The 20,481-nt window shown below is 74.1% G+C and carries 19 protein-coding genes; 9 read left to right on the top strand and 10 right to left on the bottom strand.

Annotated elements, in window-relative coordinates; genetic code table 11:
* The first annotated feature begins 41 nt into the window (after positions 1-41).
* The 3 genes from ACFYO5_RS30450 (at position 42) to ACFYO5_RS30440 (ending at position 1,612) form a co-directional block, all read left to right on the top strand.
* Positions 42-491, top strand: coding sequence for a DoxX family protein (locus ACFYO5_RS30450; protein WP_388714826.1), 450 nt, complete (start codon positions 42-44; stop codon positions 489-491).
* 73 nt (positions 492-564) lie between these two features.
* A complete protein-coding gene (locus ACFYO5_RS30445; RefSeq protein WP_388714823.1) occupies positions 565-1,002 on the top strand; it encodes a Zn-ribbon domain-containing OB-fold protein in 438 nt (145 codons plus the stop codon).
* A 4-nt stretch (positions 1,003-1,006) separates the two neighbouring features.
* Positions 1,007-1,612, top strand: coding sequence for a GNAT family N-acetyltransferase (locus ACFYO5_RS30440; RefSeq protein ID WP_388714820.1), 606 nt, complete (start codon positions 1,007-1,009; stop codon positions 1,610-1,612).
* A 463-nt stretch (positions 1,613-2,075) separates the two neighbouring features.
* On the opposite strand, the gene ACFYO5_RS30435 is transcribed toward ACFYO5_RS30440, so the two are convergent.
* Together ACFYO5_RS30435 and ACFYO5_RS30430 are read right to left on the bottom strand one after the other, a co-directional pair.
* The gene (locus ACFYO5_RS30435; protein ID WP_388714817.1) at positions 2,076-2,741 is read right to left on the bottom strand and encodes a pyridoxal 5'-phosphate synthase; all 666 of its coding nucleotides are present in this window, start codon (positions 2,739-2,741) and stop codon (positions 2,076-2,078) included.
* A 241-nt stretch (positions 2,742-2,982) separates the two neighbouring features.
* Positions 2,983-4,155, bottom strand: coding sequence for an acetyl-CoA acetyltransferase (locus ACFYO5_RS30430; RefSeq protein ID WP_388714814.1), 1,173 nt, complete (start codon positions 4,153-4,155; stop codon positions 2,983-2,985).
* A gap of 113 nt (positions 4,156-4,268) precedes the next feature.
* Here ACFYO5_RS30430 and ACFYO5_RS30425 point away from each other — a divergent pair, with 113 nt between their 5' ends.
* Positions 4,269-5,456: an acyl-CoA dehydrogenase family protein gene (locus ACFYO5_RS30425; RefSeq protein ID WP_388715288.1), complete on the top strand. Its 1,188-nt coding sequence runs from the start codon at positions 4,269-4,271 to the stop codon at positions 5,454-5,456.
* A gap of 5 nt (positions 5,457-5,461) precedes the next feature.
* The gene (locus ACFYO5_RS30420) at positions 5,462-5,965 is read left to right on the top strand and encodes a nitroreductase family deazaflavin-dependent oxidoreductase (RefSeq protein WP_388715285.1); all 504 of its coding nucleotides are present in this window, start codon (positions 5,462-5,464) and stop codon (positions 5,963-5,965) included.
* On the opposite strand, the gene ACFYO5_RS30415 is transcribed toward ACFYO5_RS30420, so the two are convergent.
* Complete coding sequence (locus ACFYO5_RS30415) at positions 5,949-6,572, bottom strand: LysE family translocator (protein ID WP_388714811.1); 624 nt, start codon at positions 6,570-6,572, stop codon at positions 5,949-5,951. The genes ACFYO5_RS30420 and ACFYO5_RS30415 overlap by 17 nt on opposite strands.
* Before the next feature lie 82 nt (positions 6,573-6,654).
* Between ACFYO5_RS30415 and ACFYO5_RS30410 the strand changes: the two genes are divergently transcribed.
* The gene (locus tag ACFYO5_RS30410; protein ID WP_073493728.1) at positions 6,655-7,107 is read left to right on the top strand and encodes an Lrp/AsnC family transcriptional regulator; all 453 of its coding nucleotides are present in this window, start codon (positions 6,655-6,657) and stop codon (positions 7,105-7,107) included.
* A gap of 164 nt (positions 7,108-7,271) precedes the next feature.
* On the opposite strand, the gene ACFYO5_RS30405 is transcribed toward ACFYO5_RS30410, so the two are convergent.
* Positions 7,272-7,907: a TetR family transcriptional regulator gene (locus ACFYO5_RS30405; RefSeq protein WP_356565318.1), complete on the bottom strand. Its 636-nt coding sequence runs from the start codon at positions 7,905-7,907 to the stop codon at positions 7,272-7,274.
* A gap of 134 nt (positions 7,908-8,041) precedes the next feature.
* Here ACFYO5_RS30405 and ACFYO5_RS30400 point away from each other — a divergent pair, with 134 nt between their 5' ends.
* Positions 8,042-8,764 carry a VOC family protein gene (locus ACFYO5_RS30400; RefSeq protein WP_356565112.1) on the top strand — a complete coding sequence of 241 codons (723 nt, stop codon included), beginning with the start codon at positions 8,042-8,044 and terminating at the stop codon, positions 8,762-8,764.
* A gap of 255 nt (positions 8,765-9,019) precedes the next feature.
* Positions 9,020-11,389, top strand: a complete 2,370-nt coding sequence (locus tag ACFYO5_RS30395) for a PQQ-binding-like beta-propeller repeat protein (RefSeq protein WP_388714806.1) — start codon at positions 9,020-9,022, stop codon at positions 11,387-11,389.
* 419 nt (positions 11,390-11,808) lie between these two features.
* On the opposite strand, the gene ACFYO5_RS30390 is transcribed toward ACFYO5_RS30395, so the two are convergent.
* Genes ACFYO5_RS30390 through ACFYO5_RS30380 form a run of 3 tightly spaced genes read right to left on the bottom strand, consistent with a single transcriptional unit; the run spans position 11,809 to position 14,145 of the window.
* Positions 11,809-12,582 (bottom strand): enoyl-CoA hydratase/isomerase family protein, encoded by a 774-nt coding sequence (locus ACFYO5_RS30390; RefSeq protein WP_388714803.1) that lies wholly within the window; start codon positions 12,580-12,582, stop codon positions 11,809-11,811.
* Complete coding sequence (locus ACFYO5_RS30385; RefSeq protein ID WP_388714800.1) at positions 12,579-12,995, bottom strand: Zn-ribbon domain-containing OB-fold protein; 417 nt, start codon at positions 12,993-12,995, stop codon at positions 12,579-12,581. Before ACFYO5_RS30385 ends, ACFYO5_RS30390 begins: the two co-directional genes overlap by 4 nt.
* Before the next feature lies 1 nt (position 12,996).
* Complete coding sequence (locus ACFYO5_RS30380; RefSeq protein WP_356565119.1) at positions 12,997-14,145, bottom strand: lipid-transfer protein; 1,149 nt, start codon at positions 14,143-14,145, stop codon at positions 12,997-12,999.
* A 93-nt stretch (positions 14,146-14,238) separates the two neighbouring features.
* On the opposite strand from ACFYO5_RS30380, the gene ACFYO5_RS30375 reads away from it, so the two are divergent.
* Complete coding sequence (locus tag ACFYO5_RS30375; RefSeq protein WP_388714797.1) at positions 14,239-15,861, top strand: FadD3 family acyl-CoA ligase; 1,623 nt, start codon at positions 14,239-14,241, stop codon at positions 15,859-15,861.
* 53 nt (positions 15,862-15,914) lie between these two features.
* Here the strand turns inward: ACFYO5_RS30375 and ACFYO5_RS30370 are convergent, their stop codons facing one another.
* The 3 genes from ACFYO5_RS30370 to ACFYO5_RS30360 all read right to left on the bottom strand — a co-directional run bounded on the left by ACFYO5_RS30370 (position 15,915) and on the right by ACFYO5_RS30360 (position 20,059).
* The gene (locus tag ACFYO5_RS30370; RefSeq protein ID WP_388714795.1) at positions 15,915-16,367 is read right to left on the bottom strand and encodes a phospholipase; all 453 of its coding nucleotides are present in this window, start codon (positions 16,365-16,367) and stop codon (positions 15,915-15,917) included.
* 244 nt (positions 16,368-16,611) lie between these two features.
* Positions 16,612-16,800 (bottom strand): hypothetical protein, encoded by a 189-nt coding sequence (locus ACFYO5_RS30365; RefSeq protein ID WP_356565124.1) that lies wholly within the window; start codon positions 16,798-16,800, stop codon positions 16,612-16,614.
* A gap of 292 nt (positions 16,801-17,092) precedes the next feature.
* Positions 17,093-20,059 (bottom strand): BTAD domain-containing putative transcriptional regulator, encoded by a 2,967-nt coding sequence (locus tag ACFYO5_RS30360; RefSeq protein WP_388714791.1) that lies wholly within the window; start codon positions 20,057-20,059, stop codon positions 17,093-17,095.
* Positions 20,060-20,481 lie beyond the last annotated feature (422 nt).

The following is a 20,481-nucleotide window of genomic DNA, read 5'->3' as shown; positions in this document are numbered from 1 at the left end:
CGGGCTTCCCGCCCCGCCGCATCTGACGTACCGTCAGATGCATGGACACGATCTGGCTCACCGGCGCGGAATGGCTGGCCGTGCTGCGGATCGGGCTCGGCCTGTGGTGGCTGGAGAGCTGGCGGCACAAGGACCGGAAGGGCTGGTTCGAGCGCGGTACCGGCATCGCCTGGGCGGCGGACGTCGCGGCCAAGCACCGCTGGAGCGCCGTACGGTCCGGCTTCGACGCGGTGGTGGCGCCGAGGCCGCGCGTGGTGGCGTACGTCGTCGTCTACGCGGAGCTGGCGCTCGGCCTGGGCCTCGTCCTCGGGTTCCTCACGCCGATCGCCCTGGTGGGCGGCCTGCTGCTGAACCTCCTCTACCTCACCCTCATGATCCACGACTGGGCGGAGCAGGGGCAGAACGCGATGATGGCGCTGATCTCGGCGGTCGCGCTGTTCGCGATGGCCTGGCAGCACTGGTCGCTGGACAGCGCGCTGGGGTGGTTCTGACGGCCGGCCGGCGGCTCCGACGGTCGGCCGGTGTTTCCGACGGCCGGCCGAGGGTTCCGAGGGGACGGTGTCGATGACCGCGCGGTACGACATCCCGGAGACCGATGCCTTCACGCGCGCGTACTGGGACGCGGCGGCCGGGGGCCGGCTGCTGATCCGCCGCTGCGGGGCGTGCGGGCGGGCCCATCACTACCCGCGGGAGTTCTGCCCGCACTGCTGGAGCGAGGACGTGCGCTGGGAGGAGGCGAGCGGCCGGGCACGCCTCTACACCTGGTCGGTCGTCCACCGCAACGACCTGCCGCCCTTCGGGGAGCGGACGCCGTACGTCGCCGCCGTGGTCGATCTCGCGGAGGGGCCGCGGATGGCGACGGAGCTGGTCGGTGAGGCCGAGCCGCGGGCGGGGGCGGAACTGGAGGTGGCGTTCCGGGAGGGGGTGCCGGTGTTCCGGATCCCCTTCGCGGAGACGAGGGACAGATCCGGCGCCGGTGCGCGAGGGGCCGGTGTTCAATGACGGGATGACCGACCTCCCGGAGCCGTACGCCGGCCCGCCCGCCCCGGTGCTCGACGGCCACGGCCTCCGGCTGCGCGCCTGGGACCCCGAGTCCGCCACCGACGTCGACGCGTGGCTGCGCGGGCACGTCGACCCCGAGTTCCGGCGCTGGAACACCCCGTTGCGGGACATCACGGACACCACCACTGCGCGGGAGTCGCTGCACGGGAAGGCGGCGGCCATGGCGGCCGGGATCGGCGTGACCTTCTGCGTCACGGACGCCGAGGACGGGACGATCCTCGGGCAGATCGGCCTGAACGCGATCGACCGCGTCCAGAGTTCCGCCGGCGTCGGCTACTGGGTGCTGCCCGAGGCGCGCGGTCGGCAGGTGGCCACCCGGTCGCTGCGACTGGCCACGATCTGGTTCTTCGCCCGGATCGGCCTCCACCGGCTGGAGTTGGGGCACGCGCTCGGCCACGAGGCGTCCTGCCGGACCGCAGAGCGCTGCGGGTTCCGCTACGAGGGCACCCTGCGCGGCGCGATGTGGGAGGCCGGCCGCCGGGACGCCTGGCGAGACGTCCACCGCCACGCCCGCCTCGCGACCGACCCCGACCCGGCCGGGCCGAGGTGACCCCGTGCCCTACGGCATCCACGTCACCGCGACGGGCCCGGTCTTCCGGGGCTTCGCCGACACCGGCCATACCCTCGCCGCGACCTCCAACGAGCCCTCACCGAGGGCCACACGAGGCGCGCGGCCGCTGCTGGCCCGGGGGACTGTCGGAGGGACCCTTCTACGCGTCGTGCACGCCGGTGACGGTGATCGGTGTGCGCGGAGCGCTCACAGCAGGTGGTCGGCCTTCCGGGCCGTCATCTCCAGGATGAGGGTGCGGAGGGCTCCGCGGCTGCCGGTGAGCTGGGTGTCCTCCTGTCCGGCGACGGGGATCTAGGCGTTGCCGGTGGTGTCGGTGCCTATGCGACGACAATGGTTACATTCGAGATACTGTCGTTGTCGATACTATCTCTGGCGGGAGTCTGTGATTTCGGACCCCCTGATGACGCGGAGGAACCCGCGGCCCGCCCCCGCCACCCCCGCCTCACGGCCACAGCAGCCCCCGCGTCCAGCCTCCTTCCGCCCGCCGGTAGGCCACCCGTACGTGCCGGCGTCGCGCGTCGCCCTGGAAGAACTCCACCTCGTCCGGGCGGAGTCGGTACAGCGTCCAGGTCGGGGACTCGGCGGCGGGGTTCGAGCCGGCCTCGTCCCAGGCGGCGGTCGACGCGGTCGCCAGGGTCTCCAGCGAGGGCAGGGCTTCGCTCTGGTGGCCGGTGAGGGCGGCCGCCAGTGCTCCCGTCGAGCGGGCGCGCAGGTCGGCCTGGGCTTCGGCCGCCGGGGCGACGGTCACCGGGCCGCGGAGCCGGACCTGGCGGCCCAGCGCGGGCCAGTAGAAGGTGAGGGCCGCGAACGGGCGGGCGTCGAGCTGGCGGCCCTTGCGGCTGGTCACGTGCGTCGCGAAGGACCAGCCGTCCTCGTCCGCGCCGTGCAGCATCACGATCCGCGCGTCCGGCAGGCCGCCCTCGTCCGCGGTCGACAGGGTCATGGTGTGGGGCTCCCGTTCGCCCGCCGCGACCGCCTCGGCGAACCAGGACGTGAACAGCGCCAGCGGCTCGGCGGGGGCCGCCTCCGGGGCGAAGGGCGGCAGCTCGGTCACCTCCGGGTCCCACACCCGCAGCGACCTCAGCACCTCGTGCAGATCCGTTCCCATGGTCCGAGTATCGGGCAGGGCAGGGCAGGGCAGGGCAGGGCAGGGCCCGGTACCCGGCCGGAGGGCCCACCGGCTGGGGCCGCTCCGCCGTGTGCCGGTCCCCGTGGCGGCCGGCACGCCGTCGCGCACGGTCGACAGGGCGGCCGGCACGCCGTCGCGCACGGTCGACAGGGCGGCCGGCACGGACGGGTCCGCCGCGAGCGGGGGATCGTGGGCCGGTCGGTGTCACGGCACCGGATCCCTACCCCCGGCCCAGCACCACCGTCCCCGACGAGCAGAACCATCCGCCCGTCCCCGAGGCCACCCCCAGCCGGGGCAGCCCCCCGTCCCGGCGCCGTACCTGCCGGGCCCCCGCCTCGCCCCGCAGTTGCCGCACCGCCTCCACGAGGAGGAAGAGGCCCCGCATGCCCGGATGCTGGGAGGACAGGCCGCCGCCGTCGGTGTTGACCGGGAGGTCGCCGCCCTCGACCCGGAAGCGGCCCTTCTCGACGTACGGACCGCCCTCGCCCTTTCCGCAGAAGCCGAGGTCCTCCAGCGTCACCAGCGTCATGTAGGTGAAGGCGTCGTAGATCTGCGCGAAGTCCATCTCGGCCGGCCGCACCCCCGCCCGTTCGAAGGCGACCCGGCCGCTGACCGCCGCCGGGGTGACGGTGAAGTCGTCCCACTCCGTCATGCTCGCGTGGGAGACATGTTCGCCGGTGCCGAGGATCCACACCGGTTCGGCGCGGCAGTCCCGGACGTACTCCTCGGCCGCGAGCAGGACCGCCGCGCCGCCGTCGGAGCGGACGCAGCAGTGCAGTTTCGTGAAGGGGTCCGCGATCATGGGCCCGGACAGCACCTCGCCCACCGTCAGGGGGGTGCGGAACATCGCCTCCGGGTTCAGGGCCGCGTTGGCCCGTGCCTGGACCGCCACCTCCGCCAACTGCTCGATCGTCGTGCCGTGTTCGATCATGTGACGGCGGGCCGCCATCGCGTACTTGGCGATGAGTGTGTGGCCGTAGGGCACCTCGAACTGGAGCGGGCCGCGCGCGCCGAACGCGTACGTGCCGGTGCGGCGGCCCGCCCGTACATCGGCGCGGGCCGTCGAGCCGTACGCCAGCAGCACCGCGTTCGCGTGTCCGGCAGTGATCGCGTCCGCCGCGTGCGCCGCCATCACCTCCCAGGTGGCGCCGCCGACCGAGGTCGAGTCCACCCAGGTGGGGCGCAGGCCCAGGTAGTCGGCCACCTCGACCGGCGCGAGCGTGCCGAGGCCGGCCGAGGCGAAACCGTCGATCCGGGCGCGGTCGAGGCCCGCGTCCGCGAGCGCGCGACGGGCCGCCTGGGCGTGCAGCGCGTACGGCGTCGCCTCGTCCACCCGGCCGCAGTCGGACAGCGCCACCCCGACCACGGCCACCTTCCGCTTCCCCACGGTCATAAATCTGACGGTACATCAGATGTCACGGAGGGCGGCAGGTGTCGGACGCCTGGGAATCCCGGCTCCCGGCCCCTAATATGACGCCCCGTCAGATAGTGAGGGGAGTGCCGTTCATGGACCCCGGCTTCACCGCCGAACAGGACGAGATCCGCCGCACGCTGCGGGGACTGCTGCACCAACGCTCCGGCCCGCACGAACTGCGCGCCGCCCTCGACACCCCGGCCGGCCACGACCCCGCCCTGTGGGCCGCCCTCGCCGACCACCTCGGCCTGCCCGGCCTGGCCCTCCCCGAGGCGTACGGCGGTGTGGGCTGCCCCGTCGCCGACCTCGCCCTCGCCTGCGAGGAGACCGGACGCGTCCTCGCCCCCTCCCCGCTCCTCGCCACCTCCGTCCTCGCCGCCCCCCTGATCCTCGCCCTCGGCACCGACGCCCAGCGTGCCGCCCTCCTCCCGCGGATCGCCGCCGGCACCCTCACCGCCACCCTCGCCGTCCCCGCCCCCGCCCTCGCCACCGCCCTGGCGCTGACCCGCGGGAACGACGGTGACTGGGCCGGCGGCGGGCGGGCCGGCGGCGTGCAGGCCCGGCGGGTCGCGGGCGCCTGGCGGCTGTACGGCGAGGCGGCCCAGGTGCTCGACGGGCACAGCGCCGGCCTGCTGCTCGTCGCCGCCCACACCGGGGGGTACGTCCGCTCCCGCACCCTCCTCTTCCTCGTCCCGGGGGAGAGCGAAGGGCTCGTCCGCGTACGGCAGACCGCGCTGGACGCCACCCGGCCCCAGGGATGCGTCCAACTCCGGCATGTGACAGCGGAGTTGCTGGGCGGCGACGACGAGCGGAACGTGCTCGCGGCCCTCGCCGCGCTCGGCGACCGGGCCGCCGCCGTCCTCGCCTGCGAAGCCGTCGGCGCCGCCGACCGCGCGCTGGAGCGGACCGTGGAGTACGTCGGCCGGCGCGAGCAGTTCGGTCGGGCCATCGGTTCCTTCCAGGCCGTCCAGCACCGGCTCGCCGACGTCCACGTCCAGCTCCAGGCGGCCCGCTCCGCCGCCTACTACGCCGCCTGGGCGACCGGCCGGGACGCACGCGTCGGCGGGCTCGCCCTCGCCCAGGCGCTGGAGGCCCTGCGCACGGCCGCCGGAGAGGCGATCCAGCTCCACGGCGGCATCGGTTTCACCTGGGAGCACGACGCCCACCTGTACTTCAAGCGCGCCGCCGGGGACGAGCTGCTGTTCGGGCCCGCGCACCGGCTGCGCGCCCACGCGGCCGACCGGGCCCGTCTGTTCACGCGCGAGGAGGTGACGGTGTGACCCGCTTGCGGAGCGGCCGAACGCGGCCGTCCCCCCGCCTCGGTGTCCGTCTCGTCCAGAAGGTCTCCGCCACCCCCGCCTTCGCCAAGGTCGCCCCCCACCTGGTCCCCGCCCTCGACCGGGCCGTCCACCGCCTCACCGGGGGAAGGGTGCTGCTCAGCGCCCAGTTGCTGCCGGGGCTGGTCCTCACCGCGACCGGTGCCCGCAGCGGGCGGCCCCGGCGCACCCCGCTCGCCTGCATGCCCGAGGAGGGCGGGCGCGGCTGGCTCCTGGTCGGTTCCAACTTCGGTCGGCCCGGCCATCCGGCCTGGACCGCCAACCTGCTCGCCCACCCGGACGCCGAGGTCAGCTGGAAGGGCGCCGACATCGCGGTGACGGCCCGGCTGCTGACGGGCGAGGAGCGGGCGGCGGCCTGGCGGGCGGCGCTGGCCTTCTGGCCGCCGTACGCGACCTATCAGGCGCGGGTGGAGCGGGAGATCCGCCTCTTCCGGGTCAGCCGCCGAGAGTGAGCCGCTGGACCAGCAGGAACGCCCCGATGCCCAGCATCGCCGCCCCCGACGTCCGGGTGACCGCGCGGGCCGCCGCCGGGCGGGCGCCGAGGAGCCTGCGGGCCAGGACGCCGACCGTCGCGTAGACGGCGGCGCAGCACGCCATGTGCAGCAGTCCGAGGGTGACGGTCTGCGCCGGGACCGGCAGGCGCGCGTCGCGGGTGGTGAGGAACTGGGGCAGGACGGAGAGGTAGAGCAGCAGGCCCTTGGGGTTGAGGCCGCTGATCGTCGCCCCGCGCAGGAGGACCCGCCCCCCGCCCCGTTCCACCGCTTCCCCCGCCCGGGGCACCCCCGGGCGGCGCAGCACGCCCCACCCCAGCCACACCAGGTACGCGGCTCCGGCCATCGTCAGCGCCGTGAGCAGTCGGGGTGAGCCGGCCACCAGGACCGCGAGACCCGCCGCGGCCAGTGCCGTGTGCAGGGCGTAGCCGCCGACCAGGCCGGTCACGGCCAGGCCCACCGAGCGGCCGCGCAGTCCGGCGGCGATCACGTAGGCCCAGTCGGCACCCGGTACGCAGACCAGCAGCAGGTCCACGGCGAGGAAGGAGAGCAGCGTTCCGGAGTCCATGGAGGGGACATTAGGCGCGATACGGGCGAAGGTGTTCCCGAAGTTTGCCCGAAAGGGGGTCGACCGGGAAAGGATCTGCCTCATGGACGACGTGGACCGGAAGATTCTTGCCGAGTTGCAGCAGGACGGGCGGCTGACCGTGACCGAGCTGGCCGCACGGGTGCGGCTGAGCGTCTCGCCGTGCCACCGGCGGCTGCGGGAGTTGGAGCGGTCCGGGGCGATCAGCGGCTACCGGGCGGTGGTGGAGCCGACGGCCGTCGGGCTGACCTTCGAGGCGCTCGTCTTCGTCTCCATGCGGCAGGAGGACCGGGACACGGTCGCCGAGTTCGAGCGGGCCGTCGGCGAGGTGGAGCACGTGCTGGACGCGCAGCGGCTGTTCGGGGAGCCGGACTATCTGCTGCGGGTGGCCACCGCCGACCTCGCGGCCTTCCAGCGGCTGTACGACGAGCGGCTGGCGACGCTGCCGGGGGTGCAGCGGCTCACCTCGACGCTGGTGATGAAGCACGTGGTGCGCGACCGGCCCCTGCCGGGCTGACCCGCCTGGTGTTCCTCCGTGCGTCCCCGCGTGCGTGCCCGCGCCTCCGAGTCAAGCGCCCGCATAGCGCGACAGGCGGTGGTTCATCCGGACGACCGGATGAACCACCGCCTGCCAGACAGGACTTGAGACGTGGGAAAAAAGACGGATCGCGCTGCCGCGGGCTACTTCGTCGGCTTCCTGCCGGTGACGCCCAGGTACACCAGCAGCGAGACGTTGGGCTTGAGTTCGGCCGGCTTGACGCCCCAGGTGCCGAAGCCCTTCTGGTGCGAGGCGACCGCCGCGAGCATGGCGACCAGGGAACCGGCGATCGCGCCCGGGTTCACGTCCTTGTCGACCTTGCCCTTGGACTGCAACTCGGCGACGGCGTCCGCGAGGGAGTTGTTCACCGAGTTGAGGATCTTCATGCGGAGTTTGTAGAAGCGCTTGTCGCCCTCGGCCGCGCCGAGGTCGACGACGCGCAGGATCGCGTCGTTGCGCTTCCAGAACTCCAGGAACCCGTCGACGAGTTCCTGCGCGGTCTGCCAGCCGGCCTTGCCGACCCAGGACCGCCCCTCCAGCAGCTCGGTCAACCCGGCGCCCTCGGCGGCCATTTGCTCCGCGATCTCCAGGACGGCGCCCTCGACGTCCGGGAAGTACTGGTAGAAGGTCGCGGGCGAAGTGCCCGCCTTCCGGGCGACATCGATGACCTTGACGTCCCGGTAGGGCGAGGAGCTGAGCATCTCGCTGAGGCAGTCGAGCAACTTCTGCCGCGTCGCCTGCCCGCGCCGACCGGCCACGCGGCCGTCGACGGTACGCACTTGTCCTGTCATGCCGTCAGCTTACCGAGGGGTGATCGGAGCGCGATTCGGCCGACTGCAAATGGGGTGCGCGGGGACCTGGAGGCGGGTGTGCCTGGTCTGCGGCTTGCGTGAAGCGCCGTTAGTTTGGCTGTATGGCCGAAAACAGGGCATCGGTGTACGCAGAGGGCGTCCCCTGCTGGGTGGACGCGCAGCTCCCCGACGTGGACGCGGGCAGGCGGTTCTACGGGGAGCTGTTCGGGTGGGCCTTCGAGGAGGCCTACGGCTCCTCGGTGTGGGCACGGCTGGACGGGGCCCCGGTCGCCGCCCTCGGCCGCAAGACGGACGGCCGGATGCCCACCGTGTGGACGGTGTCCTTCGCGACCCCGGACGCGGAGGCGACCGTACGCCGTATCCGGACGGCCGGCGGGCAGGTGGTCATGGCGCCGGTGCCGGTCGACGGGGCGGGGGTCGCGGCTCTGGCCGCCGATCCCGAGGGCGCGGTCTTCGGCCTGTGGCAGGCGGGCAGCCACCCCGGGTTCGGGGTGCGGCACCGGCCCGGCACGTTCGCCTGGGCGCAGCTGTACGCCCGTGACACCGGGGCCGCCAACACCTTCTACGGCCACCTCTTCCACGAGGCCCTCTTCGGTCCGGGCGCGGAGCCCGACTTCGGGCGGGCGCCGGTCTCGGACGTCTTCCCCGAGGTCATGCCGCCGCACTTCCTCGTGCACTTCGGCGTCGACGACTGCGAGGCGGTTCTCGGCGCGGTGAGCCGGCTCGGCGGGCGGGTGCAGGCGGGCCCCTTCACCGCCTCGTACGGAACGGTGGCCGTCGTCACCGACAATCAGGGGGCGTCGTTCGCTCTGCTCCAGCGCTGAACGCTCCCGTGCGCCGGACCGGTGCGGGGCGGGGAGCGGGCAGACATGGGGGCATGCGTGCGGGTCGTGCGCGGCTACCGGTGCCTCATTGCGCGTGTATGACATGAGACACCCCGATTGTCCCGGGGTTCGCAACCGGTGGCCGGGCCAGGAAGAATCAGGGTGCGTGCCGCCACGGCGGTGCGGTGGTGAGACGCTGCACGGGGTCGCGTACACATATGGGTGACGTGGCCCGTACGGGGAGGTGGCAGGCAAGTGGTGGATCAGCTGACGCAGCACGATCCGCGGCGGATCGGGCCGTTCGAGGTGCTGGGACGGCTGGGGGCCGGCGGCATGGGGCTGGTCTATCTCGCGCGTTCGGCCTCCGGCCGCCGCGTGGCGATCAAGACGGTCCGCACGGAACTGGCCGAGGACCAGCTGTTCCGGGTCCGCTTCACCCGCGAGGTGGAGGCGGCGCGGGCGGTCTCCGGCTTCTACACGGCCGCCGTCGTCGACGCCGATCCGCGTGCCGCCGTGCCGTGGCTGGCCACCGCCTACGTGCCCGCGCCCTCCCTCGAAGAGATAGTGAACGACTGCGGTCCGCTCCCGGCGCAGGCGGTGCGCTGGCTGGCCGCGGGCATCGCGGAGGCCCTCCAGTCCATCCACGGCGCCGGGCTCGTCCACCGCGACCTGAAGCCCTCCAACGTCCTCGTCGTGGAGGACGGCCCCCGGGTGATCGACTTCGGCATCGCGTCCGGCGTCTCGAACACCCGTTTGACGATGACCAACGTCGCCGTCGGCACCCCCGCCTACATGTCTCCCGAGCAGGCCAAGGACTCGCGCAGCGTCACCGGCGCGAGCGACGTCTTCTCCCTCGGCTCCACCCTCGTCTTCGCCGCCACCGGACACCCCCCCTTCCACGGCGCCAATCCGGTCGAGACGGTCTTCATGCTGCTGCGCGAGGGCCCCGACCTGGAGGGCCTGCCCGACGAGCTGCGCCCGCTCATCGACTCCTGCATGCAGATGGAGGCCACCGGCCGGCCCAGCCCCGCCGACCTCCAGTCCCAACTGGCCCCGCACCTCTTCGGCTCCGGCTCCGACGACAGCGGTACGGCGTCGGCGTGGCTGCCCGAGAAGGCGGTCGCCATGATAGAGACGCGCCGCGGCGGCCGGCCGCCCGTCAAGTCGGCGGCACCCGCGACCCCCCGCGGCGGCGGCGTGGGCATGGCCCGGCCCGCCGTTCCGCCGCCGCCCTCGCACGACCCCGTGGTGCGCCCCCGCCCGGCGCACGCGCCCGTCTCGGTCGGCGCCCCCGACACCGGACCCGTCCGGCTCGCCGGGGCGGCCGTGCCGATCGGGCCCGGCCCGCGGGTCGCCGACGTGCGCGCGACCGCCGCCGTCAAGGCCCCCCTGCCCGAGCCCGGCCTGGTCGCCTCCTGGTCCCGGCCCCGCCCCGGCGTCAACGGCGCCGACCCGGCGCCCACGGCCGCGCCCCAGCCCGCCGGGGAGACCCCGGCGGGCTGGCGCCCCTGGCGGTTCCGCATGTCCAACGACGTGTGGGGCACCCCGGCCGTCGCCGGCGACCTCGTCTACGTCACCTCCTTCGAGGTGCACGCCCTGGACGTGGCCACCGGCCGCCGCCGCTTCAAGACGCGTGACGTGGCCTGGTCGATGGCGGTCGCGGACGGCCGTGTCCACGCCTCCGACGGTCCGACCCTGTTCGCGCTGGACGCCCGCGAGGGCACCGACCTGTGGCGGCTGCCCACCGACTCCTGGGTGTACTGCCTCAAGGCCGACCGGGGCACCGTCGTGACCGGCACCCGCGGCGGCGGCATCCAGGCCTGGGAGGCCTCCACCGGGCAGAAGCTGTGGGAGGCCACCGGCTGCCAGACCGACTTCGAGTCCCCGGAGGCCGGCCCCGCCCTCCACGACGGCACCGTATACCTCTGGCAGGACGCCCGCCTGCGCGCCCTCGACGCCCGCACCGGTGACGAGCGCTGGTCGTACCCCATCGGCGACTCCGCATCCTGCGGCGGGGTCCCGGTCCGGGTGACCGCGGCCCCCGACGGCTACGTCTACATCTCGGCCGGCACCCGCGTCCTCGCCGTCGACGCGGCGAGCGGCATGGTGCGCTGGCACTTCGAGGCCCCCGCGGTCTTCCTCTCCCCGCCCACCTTCGTGCCCGGGCCGGCGGTCACCGGCGGCGGCGTCTACCTCGCCGACTACCTGGGCACGGTCTACGCCCTCGACGCCACCGACGGCCGCGACCGCTGGCGCATCGCCACCGAGGCCCGTTCCTCGATCGACCCGGTGCTGGTCGCCGCGGGCCACGTCCACGTCGGCAGCGGCAAGGGCCTCTACACCCTCGACGCCGTCACGGGCACGCCCAAGTGGCGCTTCCAGGCGGGCGGCGACATCGTCGGCGCCCCCGCGGTCGCCGAGGGCCGCATCCACTTCGGCTCCACCGACCACCTGCTCTACACCCTGAAGGCCGACGACGGCCGCCTCCGCTGGAAACTGGCGACCGGCGGCGAGATCACCGGCTCCCCGGTGGTCCGGGACGGCGTCGTCTACGCGTGCAGCAAGGACCGCTGCGTCTACGCCCTGGACGCGGAGAAGGGCACCGGGACGGCGAGAACGGCGTAGGCCCGCTCCACCACCCCGCTCCCACCCGGAGCGGGCGTGAGGACGGGGACGGCCCGCTCGTACCAGGGCGGCGGCCCGCGCCACGGCGGGCACGACGACGCGGACGCGGACGAGGCGGAGCCGGTCCCACCCCCATCTGCCGCTTCCGTCCGCGGGCCCGCCCGCGGACGACCAGGTGGTGACGCGCGAGTCGACCGGGACCGGCAGCGGGACCGGCATCACCCCGCTCGGCGCGAGCGGCGCCGGGCCCGCGACGATTGGGGGCCCGCCGCCGTCGTGGGCCGGGGTGCGGGCCACGCCGCCCCGAGCAGGGCCGAGCCGGTGCACCGGGACGGCATCACCCGTTCGGACGCGTCGACCTGACGATCGAGGCGTCCACCCGCCCGTGCCGTCCGTGACCGCCCACGGAGGGCACGTCCTCAGCGCACCCGGAAGCCCTGGGACCGCCGCCCGGCGAAGAGTTCCGCCTGATCCCCGGCGGGCAGGTTGCCCAGGGCGATGAGGTGCGGCGCCTGCGCGAACCCGGCGGCGAGGGAGGTCTCCCGCGCCGCCCACAGCGCCCGGACGGTGCCCTGGACGGCGGCGGGCGGATGTCCGGCGATGGTCGTGGCGCAGGCCACGGCCGCCGCCAGGGCGTCGCCCGTCCCGGTCAGTTCGGACACCAGGCCGATCTCGTGGGCCCGCCGGGCCGACATCCGTTCGGCCGTCCCCATGAGCATCATCCGCGCGACCTCCCCGTGCGGCATCCGCTGCGCCATGAGCACCGACTCGTACGCGCTGACCATGCCGTACGTGGTGTGCGGGTCGAAGAAGGTGGCGTCGGCGCCCGCGACCACGAACTCGCACTCCCCGAGCAGGTAGAAGGCGCCACCGCAGGCCATCCCCTCGACGGCGGCGACGACCGGCTTCCACAGGTCGTTGGCCTTGGGGCCGACGGTGAGGAGCGGATCGTCCTGCATGTAGGGGGAGGCGGGCTGCGGTACGACGGCGTCCCGGTCGATGCCCGTGCAGAACGCCCGCCGCCCGGCCCCGGTGAGGACGACGGCGCGTACGGTGTCGTCGAAGCGCAACGCCTTCCAGGTGTCGGCGAGTTCGCGGGCCGTGTCGAGGTCGACGGCGTTGAGCCGGTCGGGCCGGTCGAGGGTGACGACGGCGACGCCGGTGTCCTTGTCGGTGGCCACGCGCAGGCTCACGGGCGCTCCAGGACCCACTGGGGAAGGCCGCGCCCGTCGAAGACCGCCCGCACGCGGGCGCCGATGCGGACCCGGTCGGCGGGGAGGGAGCCGAGCGGTGCGCCGGCCTCGGCGACCAGGTTCCCGACGAGCCGGACGCGGGGCGCGTCGGCCAGTTCCACGAGGACGACGTTGTAGGGCGCGTAGGCCGCGTAGTCGGGCAGCAGGGGCGGGTGCGGGACGGCGTAGGACCAGATGTGTCCGCGTCCCGAGGTGAGCCGCCACTCGCGGGCGAAGGACTGGCAGTGCGGGCAGCAGGGGCGGGGCGGGAAGCGGGGTTCGCCGCAGTCGGCGCAGGCCTGGACGCGGAGTTCGCCGAGGGCGGCGTACCGCCAGAAGGGGGCTCCGTCGGCGTCGACGACCGGTTCGAGCATCTCAACTCCTCAGCAGCAGCGCGGAGGTGGGGACTCCCTCTCCGGCGGTGACGAGACAGGTGGTGGCGTCCGGCACCTGGGCGGTGCTGGTCCCGCGCAGTTGCTTCACGCCCTCGGTGATGAGGTTGAAGCCGTGGACGTAGGCCTCGGAGAGTCCGCCGCCGCCGGTGTTGAGGGGCAGCCGGCCGCCGGTCTCCAGGGCGCCGCCCTCGGTGAAGGCGCCCCCTTCGCCCCGGCCGCAGAAGCCGTAGCCCTCCAGGGACAGGGGGATCAGGGGCGTGAACGCGTCGTAGATCTGGGCCACGTCGATGTCCTGCGGGGTGAGGTCGGCGTGTTTCCACAGATGTCTGGCGGCGGTCCAGGCGGGGCCGGTGAGCGGGTCGTCGTTCCAGTAGTTGACCATGCCGTGGTGCTGGGCGGGCAGGCCCTGGGCGGCGGAGTGGACGTACACGGGCCGCCGGGCGCAGTCGCGGGCGCGCTCCCGGCCGACGATGACGCAGGCCAGCGCGCCGTCCGTCTCCAGGCAGTTGTCGTACAGGCAGAGGGGTTCGCTGATCCAGCGGGAGGTCATGTAGGACTCGCGGGTCAGGGGGCGGTCGTACATGACGGCGGCCGGGTTCTGGTTGGCCCGGTTGCGGCAGGCGAGGGCGATGTTGAAGAGGTGGTCGCGGGTCACCCCGTACTCGTGCATGTAGCGGCGGGCGAGGAGGGCGATCTCGTCGACGGGCCGCAGCAGGCCGAACGGGCGGGTCCACTGGGCCGGGGTGGGCAGCTGGACGGCGGTGTTCGTCCACGGTCGCGGTCCGCTGCCCCGCTTGCGCGACCGCCAGGCCACGCCCACGCTCGCCTGGCCGGTGGCGACGGCGGCGGCGAGGTGGGCCACGGTCGCACAGGACCCGCCGCCGCCGTAGGGGACGCGGCCGAAGTAGGTCAGGTCCCCGAAGCCGACGGCCTTCGCCAGCTCGACCTCGTCCGTCTCCTCCATGGTGTAGGAGGCCAGGGCGTCGACCTCGCCGGGCGCGATCCCGGCGTCGTCGAGCGCGGCGACGACGGCCCGGCAGGCGAGGGTCCTCTCGTCCTCGGGGAGGTGCTTGGCGAAGGGCGTCTGCCCTATGCCGACGATGGCGGTGGCGTCCTTGAGACCGGCCACGGGGTCACCTCCAGGCGAAGCCGCGCTTGCTGACAGCCCGTCAGGTTACAGCTAATCTGACGGTCAGTCAGCTCATGCAGCGGGGAGGTCGTCATGCGCGGTGCGGGTGCCGGGAAGTGGGGGACCGTCCCGGAGCTGGTCCGGTGGGCGGCGCACCGGTACGCCGACGTCGAGGCCGTGGTGGAGGGCCGCACCCGCGTCTCGTACGGCGAACTCGGCGCGCGCGTCGAACGCTCGGCCGCCGCCTGCCTCGCGCACGGCGTCCGGACGGGCGACCGGGTCGCGATCTGGGCGCCGAACTCGCTGGACTGGATCGTCGCCGCGCTCGGCGCGGTGTCCGCGGGGGCGGTGCTGGTGCCGCTGAACACCCGCTTCAAGGGCGGCGAGGCGGCGGACGTCCTGGCGCGCAGCGGCGCCCGGCTCCTCTTCGTCACCGGCACCTTCCTCGGCACCTCCTACGTCGCCTCGCTGCGGCGGGCGGCCGGCGGGGGGCCCGAGGAGGGGCCGGGAACGGGGCCGCTGCCGGGACTGCCCGCCCTGGAGACGGTGGTGGTCCTCTCGGACGACGCGCCGGTGGGCTTTCGGACCTTCAGGGAGTTCCTGGCGGGCGGGGAGGGGGTGAGCGCGGCGGAGGCGCGGGCCCGCTCGGCGGAGGTCTCCGGCTCGTCGCCGTCGGACATCGTCTTCACCTCGGGCACGACCGGCCGCCCCAAGGGCGCGGTGATCACCCACGCCCAGACCCTGCGGGCCTACGACATCTGGTGCGACCTGGCGGGCCTGCGCCGCGGCGACCGCTACCTGATCGTGAACCCCTTCTTCCACACCTTCGGCTACAAGGCGGGGGTCATCGCCTGCCTCATGCGGGGCGCGACGATGATCCCGCAGCCGGTGTTCACCGTGGACACCGTGCTGGCCAACGTGGCCTTCGAGAGGGTCTCCGTGCTGCCCGGCCCGCCCACCCTGCACCAGTCCCTGCTCGACCACCCGGCGCGGGACGCCTACGACCTCTCCACGTTGCGGCTCGTGGTCACGGGCGCGGCCGTGGTGCCGCTGCGGCTGGTGGAGCGGCTGCGGGAGGAACTGGGCGTGGACACGGTCCTCACCGCGTACGGCCTGTCCGAGGCGAGCGGCATCGTGACCATGTGCCGCCGCGGCGACGAGCCCTCGGTGATCGCGTCGACGTCCGGCCGGGCGATCCCCGGCACGCGGGTACGGCTCGTCACGGCGACAGGGGGTGAACCGGGCCCCGGTGAGCCGGGAGAGGTCCTGGTCCGCGGCTTCAACGTCATGAGCGGCTACTACCGGGACGAGCCGGGCACCGCGGAGGTGCTGACCCCGGACGGCTGGCTGCGCACCGGCGACGTGGGCGTCCTGGACGACGCCGGCAACCTCCGCATCACCGACCGGGTCAAGGACATGTTCATCGTCGGCGGCTTCAACGCCTACCCGGCCGAGATAGAGCAACTCCTGGGCCTGCACCCGGACGTGGCCGACGTGGCCGTCGTCGGCGTCCCGGACGCCCGGCTCGGCGAGGTGGGCCGGGCGTACGTGGTCCGGCGCCCCGGCGCGGTGCTGACCGGCGACGACCTGATCGCCTGGTCGCGGCGCGAGATGGCGAACTACAAGGTGCCCAGGGCGGTGGAGTTCGTGGACGGGCTGCCGCGCAACGCGAGCGGGAAGGTGGTGAAGGGGGAGCTGCGGTCGCCGTCGCGTTGACGGAGGCCGCGCGGCCGGTGCGGGGCGCCCACCGCGGGCGCCCCGCGGGCGGCTCAGCCGAGGGCGCGGACCGCCTGGTAGTACGTCCAGGCGGTGCTGGTGCAGGCGGTCTTCGCGGCGCCGCCGTAGTTGTTGCACACGCGCTTGAGGTCTTCGTGGAAGGCGCTGTCGAGGCGGGACTTGTTGGCGTCGAAGGCGCCGATCGCCTTGTAGTTGCGGTAGCCGAAGTCGTGCCGGGCGCAGGACGTGGAGAAGGGGAAGCCGAACGGGTTGTCCGGCGAGGAGGAGCAGTAGTCGGTCGTCCAGTCGAAGCCGTACGCGGACCAGGCGGACTGGTTCGAACGGGCGGCCGTCCACTGGGTGTAGCTCGACGCGCTGGTCTGCGTCCAGCTCGCGAGGACCTGGGGCTTGTCGGCGGGAGCGGCCTCGGCCGCGGTCGCGGCGGCGAACACGGCTCCGAGTGCGAGGGCCGAGGCGGCAAGAGTGGTACCGGGTCTGCGGTGCATCCCACACCTCCACGAGGCTGTCACCCGCTCGTCGGGCAACAGGTTCATGTCAAGATGGTTGCCGTCCGCGGGGGTCGCTCACACCCCGTCAGCCCGAACGATCCCTGAACTCCGGGATGCGCGAGACGAACGGAACGTCAAGCACCGTTGCGCCCAAGCGGATCGGCGGCCACCGGACGCGCCTCGACCGCGGCGGCCCCCCTCCGCGCCGCCGCGGTCGATCGGTCCCCGTCGGGATTCCGGCCTACCTGCCGTCCAGGTCCAGGGCCGGCGGGGCCGGCATGCTGTTGTCCAGCGTGGTGATGTCCCCGGACAGGGCGGGCGGGGCCGGCATGCTGTTGTCGAGCGTGGTGATCTCCCCGGCCTCGGCCGGCTCGCTCGGCATGCTGTTGTCCTGCGGAGTGGCGTCCGCGTCCCTCAACTTGTCGGTCATGGCCTTGAGTTCCTCTGCTGTGGTGTGTCAGGTGGGAACGCCCGCCCGGAAGCTCCCCCGAGGTGCCGCCGGACGGGCGTTCGGAGCGGCACACTAACTGGTCGCGCTCCCGGCCGAACCGTCTGCCCCCCGACGCGACGGTCCGACAGACACGAGAGTGCCGGGCCGGGATAAACGAACGCTGAACGCCGCTCGCGGGGGGCGTCGTTCAGTCCGTGGGGACCGTCGGTCAGCCTGTGCGGACCGTGGTTCAGTCCGTGTCCACCGTCGATCAGCCTGTGCGCACCGTCGGTCAGCCCGCGGGCACGGGCGCCAGCAGGGCGCGCACCTCGGCGGCCTCCGGGGCGCCGCAGTCCTCGTAGAGCTTGAGCGCGTCGTTCCAGCAGGCCCTGGCGCGGTCCACCTGGCCGAGGCTGGACAGGGCCCGGCCCAGCAGCTTCAGGACGTTGCCCCGCATCCGGTCACCGCCGACACACCCCAGCGCGAGGGCCTGCTCCGCGTGCTGGGCGGCCTGGGCGGGGCGCCGGTCGGTGAGGTGCACCTCGGCGATGCGGAAGTGGGTGTTGCCGACCCACAGCCGCTGCCGGTGTTCGGTGAAGACGCTCTGGGCGTCGGCGAACTGGACGAGGGCCTCGCTGTGCCGGCCGGCCCCGGTGAGGGCGAGGCCGAGGGCGAAGTGCGCGTTGGCGCGGCGCATCGGCCGGTCCAGTTCGGCGTGGACCGCGAGGCTGTGCTGGGCGATCTCGACCGCCTTCGCGGTGTTGCCCATGCCCAGGTAGGCGCGGGACAGGTTCGCCAGCGTGACGGCTTCGTTGAGCCGGTTGCCCGTGGCGCGGTAGCCGTCGATGGCCTGCTCGAAGAAGGTCCTGCCGTCCGCGTGCCGCCCCTGGTGCAGGGAGATGAGCCCCCGGTCGTTGGCCACCCAGCTGATGGCGTCGTCCTGGGCGAGGGCGGCGAGTTCCATGGCGAGCTGGGCCTGTTCCCCGGCTTGCAGGATGCGGCCGGAGACCAGGAGGACGTTGGTGAGCATCATCCGGGCCCGGCCTTCGGCGCGGCCGTCGCCCGCGGCCCGGGTGGCCTCGCACATGGCCCTGGCCGTCGTCTCGTACTGATGCGAGTTGGCGCCCGACTCGGTCAGGTCCTTGGCCGCCCAGAGGAGGTCGACCGCGTGCCGCAGCCGGCTGGTGCCCACGGCCTGTCGCACACAGGCCAGCAGGCAGGCCGCCTCGGCGTACAGCCAGTCCAGCGCGGCGGAGCCGTCCGTGAACCGCAGTCCGGGGTACTCCGTCGGCTCCAGGTGGTCCACCAGCCGGTCCCCCGGCCGCTCGATGGCGTACACCCCCGCCGCGGTCGCCAGGTAGAAGTCCAGCAACCGCTCCAGCGCCGCCCCCCGCTCGCCCGGCGACGACTCGTCCCGTTCGGCGCACGCACGCGCGTAGAGGCGGACCAGGTCGTGGAAGCGGTAGCGGCCCGGTGCGGCCGACTCCAGCAGAGAGGTGTCGACCAGGGACTCCAGCAGGTCCTCGGTCTCCTCCGCGGGCAGGTCGAGTACGGCCGCCGCCGCCGCGAGGGACATGTCGGGGCCGTCGGCGAGGCCGAGCAGGCGGAAGGCGCGGGCCTGGGCCGGTTCCAGCTGGCCGTAGCCGAGTTCGAAGGTCGCCTTGACGGCGAGGTCACCTGCCTGGAGTTCGTCGAGGCGGCGGCGTTCGTCGGCGAGTTTGGCGGCGAGGACGGACACCGTCCAGGTGCGCCGGGCGGCCAGCCGGGACGCGGCGATGCGGATCGCCAGCGGCAGGAATCCGCAGGCGGCGACCACGTCCAGCGCCGCCTGGCGCTCCGACGCCACCCGTTCCCCGCCGACGATCTTCGTGAACAGCGCGAGCGCCTCCTCCGGCGACATCACGTCCAGGTCGACGAGGTGGGCCCCGGCCAGGTCCACCATCCGCACGCGCGCGGTGACGAGGGCCGCGCAGCCGTCCGTGCCGGGCAGCAGCGGACGTACCTGCGCGGCGTCCTTGGCGTTGTCCAGCAGCACCAGCACGCGCCGGCCGTCCAGCGCCGAGCGGTACAGCGCCGCCCGTTCCTCCAGGGAGTCCGGGACGGCCGAGTCGGGGGTGCCCAGGGCGCGGAGGAAGGCGCCCAGGACCGTGACGGGTTCGGCGGCCCGCGCGCCGGCGCCCTGGAGGTCGACGTAGAGCTGCCCGTCGGGGAAGGCGGGGCGGGCCTGGTGGGCCACGTGCACGGCGAGGGTCGTCTTGCCGACACCGCCGATGCCCGCCAGTGCCGACACGGCCATCACCCGGCCGCCGTCACCGTCGTCGCCGGACGCCCCGGCGAGCACCTCGCTCAGCTCGGTCACGAAGGCGGCGCGTCCGGTGAAGTCGGGCACCGTCGCCGGTAGCTGGGCCGGCCGCACCGGTGCGGCGGACGGCTCGGACTGCGGCGCCGCGGGCTCCGCCAGGTCCGGGTCGGCCTGAAGGATGCGGCGCTGGAGTTCGCGCAGGCCCGGTCTCGGGTCGACGCCGAGTTCCTCCGCCAGCAGCCGCCGGGTGTCGGCGTACACGGCGAGGGCCTCCGCCTGCCGGCCGCTGCGGTACAGCGCCAGCATCAGCAGCTCGCGCAGCCGCTCGCGCAGCGGGTACGCCGCCGTCAGCGCCGTGAGTTCGGAGACGGCCTCCGCGTGGCAGCCCTGCTCCAGGTCCATGTCCAGCCGGGACTCCAGCAGCCCCAGCCGCCACTCCTCCAGCCGGACGCGCTGCGTCTCCGCGTACGGTCCGGGCACGCCGGCCAGCGCCTCGCCGTCCCACAGGCCGAGAGCGCGGTTCAGCAGCTCCCGCGCCCGGCCCAGGGCGCCGGTCGCCCTCGCCTTCTCCGCCTCGGCCGCCCACTCCTGTGCCACCGCCAGGTCCAGGGCGCCCTCGCCGAGCCCGCGCACGGCGTAGCCGCCGGACTCGCTGACCAGGACGCCCGGGTCGAGCACCTTGCGCAGCCGGGAGGCGTACGTGCGGACCGCCGCCAGCGCCTGCGACGGCGGGTCCTCGCCCCACAGCGCGTCGATCAGCTCGGCGGCGGTGGCCGTACGGCCCTCCCGGAGCAGGAGGGCGGCGAGCAGGGCGCGCTGCTGGGGTGAGCCGGTGGCCAGCGGCTGCTCGCCGCGCCGGGCGCGCACCGGGCCGAGCACGTCGAAGCGCAGCGCCACCGGCTCCCGGAGGGAGCCGGGACGCTTCTGCTCCGGCACGCGCGGTACACGGTCGTCCATCGGGCTCCCCCTACGGTCGTCTCTTTCGGAAATCACCCTGGGCCGCGCGGCTCGGCACGCACATCCGCGGCGGCGGCGTCGTCGTGGTACTCCTCCCCCACGCTCGGCCTCGCTCGCGCGGGGGACCCCCCTCGCGTCGACGCCGTCTCCGCCGTGCGGCTGCACGCACCAAGCCCCGCTCACGGCGTGAGACCGGCACCGCGTCTCCGGGTCAGGCTGATCCGAAAGAAACGCCCTGGGCATGATGACCAACTATGTCAGTTTGCCCTGCGCGTGCCCGGACCGTCAGCTGTGGGAGACGCCGATCACAGGGGCGGGCGCGGGAGTGCGCGCAGGAGTCCACACCGTCGTCACACGCTCTCCGCACACGGTGGATCACGGATGCGCGCCGAAGGCCGGGACGAAGTTACTGACGGTCCGTC

Source organism: Streptomyces sp. NPDC006259 (assembly GCF_042870975.1).
In the GTDB taxonomy this organism is placed as follows: domain Bacteria; phylum Actinomycetota; class Actinomycetes; order Streptomycetales; family Streptomycetaceae; genus Streptomyces.
This window is presented reverse-complemented; position numbering and strand designations above follow the sequence as displayed.